Here is a 14637-nt window from a genome sequence, read left to right as displayed (position 1 = left end):
GGCACCTCGACGACCCTCCCGGAGTGACGCAATGACTGATGCTGTAGCCCACGACGCCGAGCTCGATGCCAGCGGCCTGAACTGCCCGCTGCCGCTGCTCAAGGCCAAGATGGAACTCAATCGCCTGGCCAGCGGCGCGGTGCTCAAGGTGATCGCCACGGATGCCGGTTCCCAGCGCGACTTTCGCACCTTTGCCCGTTTGGCCGGTCATACCCTGCTGCGCGAGGAAGACGAAGCCGGGGTCTATCGTTACTGGCTGAAGAAGGCCTGAACCGCCCCGGAAATCATCGCGCCTCTGTCTAAGGATCATTGATGTTCAAAGTGTTACGCGACTGGATTCAGCGCTACTTCTCCGACGAAGAGGCTGTGGTGCTGGCCGTTCTGTTGTTCCTGGCCTTCACCGCCGTGCTGACCCTGGGCGGCATGCTCGCGCCGGTGTTGGCGGGAATGGTGCTGGCCTACCTGATGCAGGGGCTGGTGCTCACGCTGGAACGCTGGCGTTTGCCTGGCGGGGCGGCGGTGGGCCTGGTGTTTGCCTTGTTCATGGGGCTGCTGCTGGTGTTCATCGTGGTCGTCGTGCCGCTGCTGTGGCATCAGTTGATCACTTTGTTCAACGAGCTGCCGGGAATGCTCGCCAAGTGGCAATCGCTGCTTCTGCTGTTGCCGGAGCGTTACCCACACCTGGTGTCCGACGAACAGGTGTTGCAGGCGATCGAGGTGGCGCGTGGCGAGATCGGCAAGTTCGGCCAGTGGGCGCTGACCTTCTCGCTGTCCAGCCTGCCACTGCTGGTCAACATCATGATCTATCTGGTGCTGGTGCCGATCCTGGTGTTTTTCTTCCTCAAGGACCGGGCGATGATCAGCCAGTGGGTGCGCGGTTACCTGCCGCGCGAGCGGGCGCTGATCACCCGGGTGGCCCAGGAGATGAACCGGCAGATCGCCAATTACATTCGTGGCAAGGTGATCGAGATCGTCATTTGTGGTGGAGTGACCTACATCGCCTTCGTGGCCTTGGGGCTGAACTACGCGGCCCTGCTGGCATTGCTGGTGGGGATTTCAGTAGTGGTGCCCTACGTCGGGGCGGTGGTGGTGACCGTGCCGGTAGCGCTGATCGCCTTGTTCCAGTGGGGCTGGAGCGACCAGTTTATCTATCTGATGGCGGTCTACGGGATCATTCAGACCCTGGACGGCAACGTGCTGGTGCCGCTGCTGTTCTCCGAGGCAGTGAACCTGCATCCAGTGGCGATCATCTGTGCGGTGCTGCTGTTTGGCGGGTTGTGGGGCTTCTGGGGCGTATTTTTCGCGATTCCCCTGGCCACCCTGTTCAAGGCGGTACTGGATGCCTGGCCGCGCAAGGAGCCGGTCGTGGCGCCCTTGCTCTAGAACGGCTCTGTCCTGGAAATGAAAAGGGGGCGGCTGATTCAGCCGCCCCCTTTTTTAGTCGTTTACCCCGCTCAGGCCTTGTTCAGCGCCTGCGCGGCAGCCAGTACCGCATCCACGTGGCCTGGCACTTTCACGCCACGCCATTCCTGGCGCAGCACGCCATTCTTGTCGATCAGGAAGGTGCTGCGATCGACGCCCATGTATTCCTTGCCGTAGAGCTTCTTCAGCTTGATCACGTCGAACAATTGGCAGACGGCTTCGTCCTTGTCGCTGATCAGCTCGAAGGGGAGTTCCTGCTTGCACTTGAAGTTCTCATGGGACTTCAGGCTATCGCGGGAGATGCCGAACACCTCGGTGTTGGCGGCCTTGAACGCGGCGTATTGATCGCGAAAGCCCTGGCCTTCGGTGGTGCAGCCCGGGGTGCTGTCCTTGGGGTAGAAGTAGATCACCACCTGCTTGCCCTTGAGCGCGGCGAGGCTGACGGTCTGACCGCTGGTGGCCGGGGCTTCGAAGTTGGCAACAGGTTGGTCGATGGCAACGGCCATTGGGGCTTCCTTACATTGGGTTCTGTGGGCGCCAGGGTTCGATCAACGCATCGAGATTCATGGCGTCGGCGAAGTCCAGGAACTGATCGCGCAGCCAGCTGATCTGGGTGCCGGCCGGCAAGGTCACGGTAAAGGTGGCGTTGAGCATGGTGCCGCCGGTCTGCGGGGCCTGATAGGTGTCGCAGGTCAGGTTTTCCAGCTCGACATGGTGGTCGATGAAGAACTGGCACAGTTCGTTGACGATGTCCGGGCGGTAGGCGGCGCTGACGTAAGCCACATAAGGCAGGGCCTGCGGGCGGTTTTCCAGGGCCGCGCTGCGTACCACGTTGACGGTGAAGGCGTATTTCTTCGCCAGCGACGGCAGGCCGGCCTCCAGGCGCGCCAGGGCATCCCAGCTGCCGGAAACCTCCAGGACCAGCGCGCTGCACTCGCCGTGGCGGGTCAGGCGGGAGGTCACCACGGCACAGCGGTTTTCATGGCTGGCGCGGCACAGGACGTTGGTCAGCTCCATGGGGTTGGCGCCGAGGGCACTGATGACAAGGAATTGTTCGCGGACTGTGGGGGTGGACATGCAGCATTCCTAAAGCGATGAGCGGTCGATACTTTTACAGGCTCGAGTACTGGGTAAACGTCCGGATGCGGTTTCAGAAGCCCTGAACCGCCCGGTTGCAACGAACTCCATAAAGGCGAGAGCGAAGGGCGGCAACGCGGGATTGGGGCTTCGGATGCCGAAAAGGGAGGCTGGAACCCGGCGTACGAGCTTAGCAGTACCGATCAAAGTCTGAAGGGTAGCGAAATACATCGCTCAGGGGAATGCTCGCAGCGCGGTACTTCGCTTGTGCAAGCATCTTGGCGCCAGTACCATTACCGCTCTCTTTTTCCGGCAGGAGCGGTTGCATGATTGCGGGCAGTATGGTGGCACTGGTCACACCCATGGATGCACAGGGTCGTCTCGACTGGGACAGCCTGAGCAAACTGGTGGACTTCCACCTGCAAGAGGGCACCAACGCCATTGTGGCGGTCGGCACTACAGGTGAGTCGGCTACCCTCGATGTGAACGAACACATCGAAGTGATTCGTCGCGTGGTCGCTCAGGTTGCAGGGCGCATCCCGGTGATCGCCGGTACCGGCGCGAACTCGACGCGCGAAGCGATCGAACTGACCACCAACGCGAAGATCGCCGGTGCCGACGCGTGCCTGCTGGTGACCCCTTATTACAACAAGCCGACGCAAGAAGGTCTGTATCAGCATTTCCGTGCCATCGCCGAAGCCGTCGATATCCCGCAGATCCTCTATAACGTGCCGGGTCGCACCGCTTGCGACATGAAGGCCGAGACTGTGATCCGCCTGTCGACCGTGCCGAACATCATCGGCATCAAGGAAGCCACCGGCGACCTGCAGCGCGCCAAGGACATCCTGGCCGGCGTGAGCAGCGACTTCCTGGTGTATTCCGGCGACGACGCAACCGCCGTCGAACTGATCCTGCTGGGCGGCAAGGGCAATATTTCGGTGACCGCCAACGTGGCGCCAAAAGCCATGAGCGAGATGTGCGCCGCCGCGATGCGTGGCGATGCCGCCACCGCCCGGGCGATCCACGAGAAGCTGATGCCGCTCAACAAGACGCTGTTTATCGAATCCAACCCTATTCCCGTGAAATGGGCCCTGTGCGAGATGGGCTTGATGGCGAACGGTATCCGTCTGCCGCTCACCTGGCTCAGTGCTGCCTGTCACGAACCGCTGCGGCAGGCCATGCGCCAGTCCGGCGTATTGGTTTAATTGAGGAAGTACTACGCATGAAGCGATTGGCCGGACTTTCCGCACTTGCCTTGATTATCTCCAGCACCAGTGGCTGCGGTTGGATCTGGGGGCCGGAAGGCTACTTCCGTGACCGCGGCAGCGATTACCTGCAAGCGCAACAGACCGCACCGATGCAACTGCCGTCGGATGTCAGCACCTCCAAACGCCTTGATCCGCTGTTGCCGATTCCGCGCAACGTGGCCGACGACACCGTCAAGGGCGAATACATCGTGCCGCGTCCGCAGCCGCTGGGCTCGGTGGCCGATGCCAGCGACTACACCCTGCAGAAGAGCGGCGATGCACGTTGGGTCATGGCCCAGCACGCCCCGGCCGAAGTCTGGCCGGTGGCCATGCAGTTCTTCCAGGACAACGGTTTCCGTATCGACGACCAACGCCCGCAAACCGGCGAGTTCAGCACCGCCTGGCAGCGTTCCGACGAGCTCTCCGCATCCATGGCCAAGCGCCTGGGCAGCGTAGGTTCGGCCGATAACGAAACCCGCGTGCGGGTGCGTATCGAACCCGGCGTGCAGCGCAATACCAGTGAAGTCTACGTGGTCAGCGCCGAGCGTCCTGTCGGCAGTACCTCCAACGTCGATTTCACCAACCGTTCGGTCAACACCAGCCTGGATGCCGCGCTGGTCGACGAAATGCTTGCCAGCATGAGCCGCAGCGCCGAGAAGGGCGGTTCGGTCTCCCTGCTGGCTGCGCGTGATTTCGATACCCCAAGCCGTGTCAGCCTCACCGAGGACGGCAGCGGCAACGTGGTGCTCAACCTCGGCGAAGACCTCGACCGCGCCTGGTCGAGCGTCGGCCGCGCCCTGGAACAGGGTGAGTGGCGCGTTGAAGACATCAACCGCAGCCTGGGCCTGTACTACATCAACCTGGCGGAAAAAGCCGAGAAGAAAAACGACGAGCCGGGCTTCTTCGGCAAGTTGTTCGGCAGCGCACCGGCCAAGGAAGAAATCGAAGCCCGCGCCGAGCGTTATCAGGTTCGCCTGAGCAAGGTGGGCGACAACGTCCAGGTCACCGTCGAGAAAGACATCAACACCGTTGCCCCGCCTGAAGTGGCGCGCAAAGTGTTGACTGTGATTCAGGACAACCTGGGCTGATCCGATGCGTTTCGCCGTTCTCGGCAGTGGTAGTCAAGGGAATGGCACGCTGATAGCCAGTGACGACACCTACGTCCTGGTGGATTGTGGTTTCTCCTTGCGCGAAACCGAGCGGCGCCTGCTGCGCTTGGGGGTAGCCCCCGCGCAGCTGAGCGCGATTCTGGTAACCCACGAACATGCCGACCACGTGCATGGCGTGGGTTTGCTGTCTCGGCGCTACAATTTACCGGTCTACCTCAGTCGCGGCACGTTGCGCGGGATGCGCAAGCCGGTGGACGCCGCGGGTTTTCTCGCCGGGGGCGAGACGCTTCAGGTCGGTGCCTTGAGCATCGACGTGACCCGCGTCGCCCACGATGCGCTGGAACCTGTGCAGTACGTGTTCAGTGACGGCCAGCGGCGTTTCGGCCTGCTGACCGACCTGGGTTCCTACTGCGACACAGTGATCGACCGCTATCGCGGGCTGGATGCCTTGATGATCGAGGCCAATCACTGCCGCGACATGCTGGCCCGAGGTTACTACCCGTATTTCCTCAAGCAGCGGGTCGGTGGGGAAATGGGACATTTGAACAACCATCAGGCCGCAAGCCTGGTGGCCGAGTTGGGCTGGCAGGACCTGCAGCATCTGGTACTGGCCCACCTCAGCAGCAAGAACAACCTGCCGCAGCTGGCCCGGCAATGTTTTGTCGACACCCTCGGGTGCGACCCGGACTGGCTGCAACTGGCCGATCAAGATTCAGGGCTCGACTGGCGCCACATCGCCTAGCCCACCTACTTAGCAAGCGGAGCCCATCATGGAAAAACGTGAAGAACTCTACCGTGGCAAAGCCAAATCGGTTTACAAGACCGACGACGCCGACCGCCTGGTCCTGCTGTTTCGCAACGACACCTCGGCGTTCGACGGCAAGCGTATCGAGCAGCTCGATCGCAAAGGCATGGTGAACAACAAGTTCAACGCCTTCATCATGCAGAAGCTCGAAGAGGCCGGCGTGCCGACCCAATTCGACAAACTGCTGGGCGACAACGAGTGCCTGGTGAAGAAGCTGGACATGATCCCGGTCGAGTGCGTCGTGCGTAACTACGCCGCCGGCAGCCTGGTCAAGCGCCTGGGTGTGGAAGAGGGCCTGAAACTCAACCCTTACACCTTCGAGTTGTTCCTGAAGGACGACGCCAAGGGCGACCCGTTCATCAACGAATCCCACGTCGTGGCGTTCGGCTGGGGCACCGCCGAGCAACTGGCGCGCATGAAAGAGTTGTCGCTCAAGGTCAACGAAGTCCTGAGCAAGCTGTTCGACGACGCTGGCCTGCTGCTGGTGGACTTCAAGCTGGAGTTCGGCGTATTCCACGGCCAGATCGTCCTGGGCGACGAATTCAGCCCGGATGGCTGCCGCCTGTGGGACAAGGAAACCCGCAAGAAGATGGACAAGGACCGCTTCCGTCAGGGCCTCGGTGATGTGATCGAAGCCTACGAAGAAGTCGCAAACCGTCTGGGCGTACCGCTGTAATCGACGCAACCGACTGATAGCACGGAAAAAATTTGCCCGAGGGGCTTCGCTTCGGGCAAAGGTGCTGTTATGATGCGCGCCGTTGGAGAGATGCCAGAGTGGCCGAATGGGACGGATTCGAAATCCGTTGTACCTTCGCGGGTACCTAGGGTTCGAATCCCTATCTCTCCGCCATTATTGAAGTAGCCGAAGCCCCTGAAAACGTTAAAGTTTTCAGGGGCTTCGTCGTTTCTGGCTGTTTTTTATTCCCCCGCTTGTTCCCCTATTGGGATTTCGAGGGGGCGCTCGATCCACATCGAGAACACTTACCCTCCCAGTCAACTCCAGCCCAATGCATCACGCCGTCAGTGTATGGTCGGCTTCCCCGAACCAGGTGCGCACCAGATCGGGATTGGGTGTGCCAATGTGGTCGAGCACCGCGACATCAACGAAGTGCTTGCCATTATTGGCGCCATCGGGATCCACCTGCACCGTTATGTCGCTGCCGGACTGCGCCAGTTGGACAAAGTCGGCCACCTGGCTGGTGCCGCTGACGAAGTTGGCGTTGAGCAGCGTGGAGAGGTCGAGGGTGTCACCTTCGGCGAAGTTGTAGTCGAGGATATGGTCGCCGCCTTCATTCGCGTTGAGGTAGGCGAACATGTCGGCTCCCGCGCCGCCGCTGAGGCTGTCCTCGCCGCCACGACCCACGATGATGTCGTTGCCGTCGCTGCCGCTGAGCGTGTCCGCGAGCATGCTGCCCACCAGTGTGCCGCTGGATTGGCCGTGGTAACTGACCTGGGTGCCGGCTTCGCCGCCATCGGTGACCTGGAAGTCTTCCGCCGAGTAGTGTCCCAGCAGGTTCACCTCGGCTCGATGTGCGCCGTCGTCCACCGTCAGCAGGCCGCCGGCGCCAGAGGCGTTGGCGGTGTAGCTGAGCTGGGTATTGGCACCGAAAGCGAGATCGCCGAACGTCAGCAAGTCATCGCTCTCGAGGCCGAGGATGCCGACCAGCGACCCCGCTGCTTCAGCCTGGGCGATCACCAGCGAGCCGGCGCCTGCGCCGTGAAAGGCGACGGACGTGTGTGCGGCACCGGCGAAGGTCAGGCTGGCGTCGCCGTCGATGGTCGCGCTGCCATTGCCGGTCACGTCGGCCAGCAGGCGCAGGTCGCCACCGTTGGCCCACAGATGGCCGGTGTTTTCGACCGCGCTGGCCACTGTCATGCCGCCTGTGCCGGTGGACTCCAGTACACCGCTGTTGCTGATGGTGTGGGTGCCGGTGTCGAGCACCAGGCTGTTCATGCCGCTGGCCAGGATCAGCCCCGCATTGGCCAGTATCATTTGCCCTGCACCCAACTGGCCGGCGCCGGAAATGCGGTTGTCGACATTGGTCAGCACGGTGTCGGCGCTGCCGCCGAAAATCACATTTTGCGCGTTGTCGGATAGCAGTACCTGGCCGCCACCGGTCAAGGTCGCGCCACGGAACAGAATCTCCAGGCTGGTCTCGTTGCCGGCGGAGCCGAGTTCGATGGTGCCGCTGTTATGGAGGCCGCCACCGAACGGCATGATCGCGCTGTCGGCGATGGTGAGGGTACCGCTGTTGTGGGTGAGTGGGTCCGTATCGAACCGGAAGTTCGCTTCGCCCAGGTCCGTCGCATCGACACCTCTCAGGGTGACCGTCTGGCCGGAGCCGATGCTGACCAGGGCATTGCCGTTTGCGTCGTTGCTGATGCTCAAATCAGCGAAGGCGGTGACGCCTGTGAAGCCGATCAAGTCGATCTTGTCCGCCGTGACGTCGAAATTGTAGATCTGGTTGTTGCCGATCGGCTGGGCGAAGACGAACGTGTCGGCACCGGATGAGCCGGTCAGGTTGTCGTCAGCGGACAAGGCGAAGATCGGCGAGCCGGGGGCATAGACTTCGACGTTGTTGAACACATAGGCGCTTGCGCTGCTGCCGTCACTGTTGCTCCAGTACAGGTTGACCTCAAGCACCAACGCACCCGCGAAGTCGCTTGGGGTTGTCACGGTCAAGGCACCGGGATCGTTGGTCTGCACGATCCAGGTGCCGTCGCCATTGTCGGTTCCTGCATTGAACACCCACCCCGAAGGAACGCCGCTGATGGCCACCGTTACGGGGCCGTCAATCTCGGCCGGTGGAATGTCGAGGGCCAGGTTGATGGGCTCGCCGGCAACGCCTGCCGGAAGGTTTGCACTGCTCCCGGCAGCCCCAGCATTACCCGCCAGGTCGGTGTAGCTGTTCGCGGCAACGTCGACTTTCACGCTACCGCCCAGCGTTCTGGTCAGCGTCGCGGTGTAGGTATCGCCATCGACCTGGGTAAAGTTGCTGAAGGTTCCGCGGGGCGCTCCGCTCGTCTTAGTCACCGAGACATCCGAAAGGCTGAAACCGCTCACTGCCTCACTGAACTGGAATGTGACCGTCGACGTAGAGCCGATCGAGCTGCCCAAGGCCGTTCCCGTCACTGTCACCGTTGGCGGTACGCTATCGACTGGCGTCTCGACAACGTTCTGCACGTTTACCGTAAGGGTCTGCGTGTCGGTTCCGCCATTGCCGTCGGACACCTGGACGTCCACAACGTAGGCATTGTCGCCATCGGTACCCCCGATATCCTGGGCATTTTCGTAATCGGGGGCCGAATTGAACGTCAGCACTCCGCTCGAACTGATCGAGAATTTGCTGAAGTCCGTGCCGGCCGTATTCAGGATCGAGTAGCTCAGCGTCTGCGCGGGTAGATCGGCATCGCTCGCCACCACCGTCGTGACTGCCGTAGTGTTCTCCGCCACGTTGACCGAAGCCGTCGCACCCCCGCCGTTGGAGGTGATCACCGGGCTGTTGTCGTTGACGCCCGTCACGGTTACCACGATCGCCTGGTCGTCAAACAGCGTGCCGTCCGACGCCCGCACAATCACGTCATAGACATTGTTCGTTCCCGAATCGGTCGGTGCTTCAAAGTTGGGGGCAGAGATAAAGCTCAATGCACCTGTGCTGGTAACGATTGAGAACTTCGCGGCATCCGCTCCGCCGACGATGCTGTAGCTCAATATCTGTGCCGGCAGATCGGCATCGGTTGCCGCCACGGTCGTGACCGCTGCAGTGTTCTCCTCCAGGTTGATCGAAGCCGTCGTACCACCACCGTTGGAGGTGATGGTCGGCAAGTCATTGCTGCCGGCGATATGCACGGTAACCGAGGTGAGGGTGCCGTCGGCACTGCTTACCGCGAAGGTGTCGGTGTAGGTGGTGCCGGCGGCGAACTCGTTGTGGGCGGAGTCGGCGACGTAGGTCCAGGCACCGCTGGTGTCGATGGAGAACTTGCCGTGGTTGCCAGCGGTGTCGGTTTGCGCGACGAAGGTCGCGGCGCTGTCGACGTCGCTGATGGTCAGGGTGCCGGCGGTGGAGATGTCGACGGCGGCATTGGTCTCGGTCAGGTTGGCGATGTCGGCGGACAGCACGGCGGCATCGTTGGTGCCGAGAATATGCACGGTGACCGAAGTGAGGGTGCCATCGGCACTGCTCACGGCGAAGGTGTCGGTGTAGGTGGTGCTGGCGGCGAACTCGTTGTGGGCGGAGTCGGCGACGTAGGTCCAGGCACCGCTGGTGTCGATGGAGAACTTGCCGTAGTTGCCAGCGGTGTCGGTTTGCGCGACGAAGGTTGCGGCGCTGTCGACGTCGCTGATGGTCAGGGTGCCGGCGGTGGAGATGTCGACGGCGGCATTGGTCTCGGTCAGGTTGGCGATGCCGGCGGACAGCACGGCGGCATCGTTGGTGCCGAGGATATGCACGGTGACCGAAGTGAGGGTGCCGTCGGCACTGCTCACGGCGAAGGTGTCGGTGTAGGTGGTGCCGGCGGCGAACTCGTTGTGCGCGGAGTCGGCGGTGTAGGTCCAGGCACCGCCGGTGCCGATGGAGAACTTGCCGTAGTTGCCGGCGGTGTTGGTTTGCGCGACGAAGGTCGCGGCGCTGTCGACGTCGCTGATGGTCAGGCTGCCGGCGGTGGAGATGTCGGTGGCGGCATTGGTCTCGGTGAGGTTGGCGATGCCAGTGGACAGCACGGCGGCATCGTTGGTGCCGAGGATATGCACCGTGACCGAAGTGAGGGTGCCATCGGCACTGCTTACCGCGAAGGTGTCGGTGTAGGTGGTGCTGGCGGCGAACTCGTTGTGGGCGGAGTCGGCGACGTAGGTCCAGGCACCGCTGGTGTCGATGGAGAACTTGCCGTGGTTGCCAGCGGTGTCGGTTTGCGCGACGAAGGTCGCGGCGCTGTCGACGTCGCTGATGGTCAGGGTGCCGGCGGTGGAGATGTCGACGGCGGCATTGGTCTCGGTCAGGTTGGCGATGTCGGCGGACAGCACGGCGGCATCGTTGGTCCCGAGGATATGTACAGTGACCGATGTGAGGGTGCCATCGGCACTGCTCACGGCGAAGGTGTCGGTGTAGGTGGTGCCGGCGGCGAACTCGTTGTGCGCGGAGTCGGCGACGTAGGTCCAGGCACCGCCGGTGTCGATGGAGAATTTGCCGTAGTTGCCAGCGGTGTCGGTTTGCGCCTGGAAGCTTTCCGGGCTGTCGATATCGCTGACGGTCAGGCTGCCGCCGGTAGTCAATGGAGCATTGGTTTCGCTCAGCGTGACGCTGGCCGAGGACAGTACGGCGGCGTCGTTGGTACCAGTGACAGTGATGGTCATCAGCTGGGTGTCGACACCGCTCAGGCCATCGCTGACCTGCACGCTGAACACCTCATCATGACTCTCGTCGGCCTTCAATGACTGCACGGCGCTGGCAACGCCATCGGTGCCGTTGGCCAGGGTGTAGGTCCATTGGCCGCTGCCGTCCACGGCAATCGAGCCGTAGCTGCCAGTTGGCGAGCCATTGATGGTCCAGATAGCGGAGGCATCGTGATCGATGTCGGCCGAGCTGAATTGACCGCTGACGCTGAGGGTGGTGTCTTCCTGCGCTGCGCCGGCATCATTGCCGCTGGCGAAGCTGAGTACCGGCGCATCGTTGCTACCGGTGACGGTAATAGTCACCAGTTGTGTATCCACGCCGCCCAGGCCATCGCTGACCTGCACGCTGAACACTTCGTCATGACTTTCGCCCGCCTTGAGCGATTGCACCGCACCGGCAACGCCATCGGTGCCGTTGGCCAGGGTGTAGGTCCACTGGCCGGTGCTGTCCACGTCAATCGAGCCGAAGCTGCCAGTTGGCGAGCCATTGATGGTCCAGATAGCGGAGGCATCGTGATCGATGTCGGCCGAGCTGAATTGGCCGCTGACGCTGAGGGTGGTGTCTTCCTGCACTGCGCCGGCATCGTTGCCGCTGGCGAAGCTGAGTACCGGCGCATCGTTGCTGCCGGTGACAGTGATGGTCACCTGTTGGGTGTCGACACCGCCCAGGCTGTCGCTGACCTGCACGCTGAACACTTCGTCGTAACTCTCGCCCGCCTTCAGCGACTGCACGGCACTGGAGACTCCATCGGTGCCGTTGGCCAAGGTGTAGGTCCATTGGCCGCTGCTGTCCACGGCGATCGAACCGAAGGAGCCGGTGTTTGCTCCGACGATGCTCCAGGTAGCGGTGGCGGCATGATCGATATCGGTCGAGCTGAATTGACCGCTGACGCTGAGGGTAGTGTCTTCCTGCACTGCGCCGGCATCGTTGCCGCTGGCGAAGCTGAGTACCGGCGCATCGTTGCTGCCGGTGACGGTAATGGTCACCAGTTGGGTATCCACGCCGCCCAGGCCATCGCTGACCTGCACGCTGAACACCTCATCATGACTCTCGCCGGCCTTCAATGACTGCACGGCGCTGGCAACGCCATCGGTGCCGTTGGCCAGGGTGTAGGTCCACTGGCCGCTGCCGTCCACGGCAATCGAACCGTAGCTACCAGTTGGCGAGCCATTGATGGTCCAGATAGCGGAGGCATCGTGATCGATGTCGATCGAGCTGAACTGGCCGCTGATGCTGAGGGTAATGTCTTCCTGCACGGCTCCGGCATCATTGCCGCTGGCGAAGCTGAGTACCGGCGCGTCGTTGCTGCCGGTAATGGTGATGCTGACGGTCTGCGTCGCCGATGTAGCGTTGGCCGCGTCGCTGTTGTCGGTGGCGACCACCCTGTACGAGAAGGTGATGGTTTCACCCGCGCCGAGGAAGTCGAGGTTCTGGCTGCTGCTGTAGTCCCAGCTGTTCTGATCGACCGAGAAGCCGGCCACCAGTGCCGAAGCCACGTCCGCATTGAGAGTGCCACCGCTCCAGGCGATGTCACCGTTGGCGGTGTGCGACACCGTCACCACGTCGATGTTGTCCAGGTCGGCAAAGCTCAGGGCGCCGCTGTCGTTCAGTGTGGCCGCAGCGTTGCCTTCGCTCATGGCGCCGGTAGTGTCGGCAATCGTCAGCGTCGGCCGGTCGTTGGTACCGGTGAGGGTAATGGTCACGGTCTGCACTGTGCCGTCGCCGATCGCCACGTTATAGGTCTGGGTGACGGTCTGGCCTTCGCCCAGGAACTGCAGCGCAGTGTTGTCTACCGCGAAGTGCCAGCCCAGCGAGCCGCTGCCCGTGCCGGTGCTGTCGTTCAGCGGGTCTGTAGTGAAGCTGCCCAGGTAGCCCGAAGCGCCCGGCGTGACGGTAACGCTATGGCTGTCGATCAGGTCGGCGTCGGTAAAGGTGATGTTGCCGCTGGCAGCGTAGTCGCCGCTGTCTTCCTTGGCATCTCCGCTCTGTACGCCGCTGGTGATCTGCACCTGGTCGTTGGTACCGGTGATGGTGATGGTCACATTCTGCGTTGTCGACGAGCCATGCCCGTCACTGATGGTGACCACATAAGTTTCGCTGACCGTCTGACCCTGAGCCAGGGACTGGGCTGCCGCGTTATCCAGGGTGTAAGTCCAGTTGACGGTGCCGTTGGCCGTATCGGCGGCTTCCGTCACAGAGGCGAGGGCGAAGTTGCCCAGCGCTGTGGCATTGCCTTGTGCCGCCACGAACGAGGCGGTATGCGTGTCGCTCAGATCGACATCGCTAAAGGCAATCGTGCCCGTCGCGCTGTGCGAGTCGGTCGGGCTCGCTGTCGTGGCCGCATCTTCGGTCACGGTACCGGCCTGTGTGCCGAAGCTCATCGTCACACTGTCATTCGCACCGGCAAATTGCACCTGCGCAGTGGCCCAGCTGAGCGTGCCATTGCCGAGACGAATCGCGTACGTAAAGCTGTCTGTCAGGGACGCTCCGGCAGCAAGCGCTTGAAGTTGCGCCTTGAAAGCCGTCGATAAGGTCGTGGCGTCGTAGCCGACTTTTCCATCCGACGTAATCCAGATTTTTGCACCATTGAAGCTGGTGTCGGAACTCGTCGCCTCGACTCTGCTCGTGTCCTGGACCAGGAGATCGGCCGGAGCATAAATCTTGGTAGCAGTAGAAAGGCTGGTCGCGTTATCGAGTGACCAGAGTGTCTTTGCATTGCCGCCCAGGTCATTGGACATGACGTCCAGATACACGATCCCCAGCAGGTCTTCAGTGATGGCTGCGCTGCTCGTGCCAATGACACCTGTAGTGAAAATGTCGTCCTGCGCCTGCGGTGTATTGGAAAACGAAGTGGTGGTGCCGCCGCTGGTCGTTGTAGTGGTAGCCATGTCTTTCTCCCGAGAATGCTTTTTTTAGAATCGCCAGGTCCTGCTGACAGGACGAAGTCCCATGCTTGTACCGCTCAGGGTGTCAAGGAGCGGTGCGAGCTGATCCCGGACATCGTCGGCCGTCTGGGCCTGCCGGAAGAGGGACGCAGGTGGCGTGCAGGTGAAGAAGTTCGCCGTACTTGAAAAGCGAGTCGCAGGAGCGGTTGGGCGAACATGAGCCCAAGCCTGGAGCTGCGCTGCGCAGGGTGCGCAATAGCCTGAGAGCACCCATATGAAAGGGACTCCTGAAGTAATGGCTGGATGAATCTGGGTCATTCTGATTCAGGGATACGGCCATTCCTGATATCAGTTGGATAGTTGTTTAGTTGTGGGGTCAGGCCTTGTAAAGGTGTTAACCGGGAGTAACAGCACGAAGTGCCAATATTCCGACAGGCGGGTGTTTTGGTGTCAATATTGTGTCGATGTGTTTTTGGCGAAATGCTCGCAGGTACCCGGCACTGATGCGGCTCAATTGGCTGAAACCCTTATGCGGCAAGGGCTGGCTGGCTCATGCCAGTGCTGGGTGGCCGCAAGTTGCAGCGTCAGTTATTAAAAAAAACCGGCAGAGCATTTTTCTGGCGGTTTTTTTTCATGCTCTCCGGACTTCAATGTCTGGGGACTCCCTCAGTAAAGCCGCCCTATTCAGCGCTTTGAGAAACG

Annotated in this window: 9 protein-coding genes and 1 tRNA gene; 7 read left to right on the top strand and 3 right to left on the bottom strand. The window is 61.6% G+C overall.

The genetic code is table 11. The features are described from left to right. Nucleotides 1-31: 31 nt before the first annotated feature. Both NRG23_RS11965 and NRG23_RS11960 read left to right on the top strand, forming a co-directional pair. Nucleotides 32-271: a sulfurtransferase TusA family protein gene (locus NRG23_RS11965; RefSeq protein ID WP_007930235.1), complete on the top strand. Its 240-nt coding sequence runs from the start codon at nucleotides 32-34 to the stop codon at nucleotides 269-271. Nucleotides 272-312: 41 nt separating this feature from the next. After that, on the top strand, nucleotides 313-1383 hold the full coding sequence (locus NRG23_RS11960) for an AI-2E family transporter (protein WP_007930236.1): 1071 nt from the start codon (nucleotides 313-315) through the stop codon (nucleotides 1381-1383). A 71-nt stretch (nucleotides 1384-1454) separates the two neighbouring features. Here NRG23_RS11960 and NRG23_RS11955 read toward each other — a convergent pair whose 3' ends face one another. Beyond that, entirely contained in the window at nucleotides 1455-1928 is a 474-nt protein-coding gene (locus NRG23_RS11955; protein WP_257374660.1) for a peroxiredoxin, read from the bottom strand. A gap of 10 nt (nucleotides 1929-1938) precedes the next feature. Further along, on the bottom strand, nucleotides 1939-2499 hold the full coding sequence (locus NRG23_RS11950; protein WP_007930238.1) for a glycine cleavage system protein R: 561 nt from the start codon (nucleotides 2497-2499) through the stop codon (nucleotides 1939-1941). Between the two features lie 326 nt (nucleotides 2500-2825). On the opposite strand from NRG23_RS11950, the gene dapA reads away from it, so the two are divergent. The 5 genes from dapA to NRG23_RS11925 all read left to right on the top strand — a co-directional run bounded on the left by dapA (nucleotide 2826) and on the right by NRG23_RS11925 (nucleotide 6510). Beyond that, nucleotides 2826-3704, top strand: a complete 879-nt coding sequence (gene dapA / locus NRG23_RS11945) for a 4-hydroxy-tetrahydrodipicolinate synthase (protein WP_009047491.1) — start codon at nucleotides 2826-2828, stop codon at nucleotides 3702-3704. Nucleotides 3705-3721: 17 nt separating this feature from the next. Then, nucleotides 3722-4834, top strand: coding sequence for an outer membrane protein assembly factor BamC (gene bamC / locus NRG23_RS11940; protein WP_038630838.1), 1113 nt, complete (start codon nucleotides 3722-3724; stop codon nucleotides 4832-4834). Nucleotides 4835-4838: 4 nt separating this feature from the next. Beyond that, nucleotides 4839-5597 carry an MBL fold metallo-hydrolase gene (locus NRG23_RS11935; protein WP_009042592.1) on the top strand — a complete coding sequence of 253 codons (759 nt, stop codon included), beginning with the start codon at nucleotides 4839-4841 and terminating at the stop codon, nucleotides 5595-5597. 28 nt (nucleotides 5598-5625) lie between these two features. Further along, a complete protein-coding gene (gene purC / locus NRG23_RS11930; RefSeq protein WP_007930242.1) occupies nucleotides 5626-6336 on the top strand; it encodes a phosphoribosylaminoimidazolesuccinocarboxamide synthase in 711 nt (236 codons plus the stop codon). 84 nt (nucleotides 6337-6420) lie between these two features. Further along, nucleotides 6421-6510: transfer RNA gene (locus tag NRG23_RS11925), tRNA-Ser, on the top strand. A 162-nt stretch (nucleotides 6511-6672) separates the two neighbouring features. Here NRG23_RS11925 and NRG23_RS11920 read toward each other — a convergent pair. Beyond that, nucleotides 6673-13938 carry a VCBS domain-containing protein gene (locus NRG23_RS11920; RefSeq protein WP_257374659.1) on the bottom strand — a complete coding sequence of 2422 codons (7266 nt, stop codon included), beginning with the start codon at nucleotides 13936-13938 and terminating at the stop codon, nucleotides 6673-6675. Nucleotides 13939-14637: the final 699 nt, after the last annotated feature.

It is taken from the genome of Pseudomonas sp. T8 (assembly GCF_024610635.1).
Lineage (GTDB): Bacteria > Pseudomonadota > Gammaproteobacteria > Pseudomonadales > Pseudomonadaceae > Aquipseudomonas > Aquipseudomonas chlororaphis_I.
This window is presented reverse-complemented; position numbering and strand designations above follow the sequence as displayed.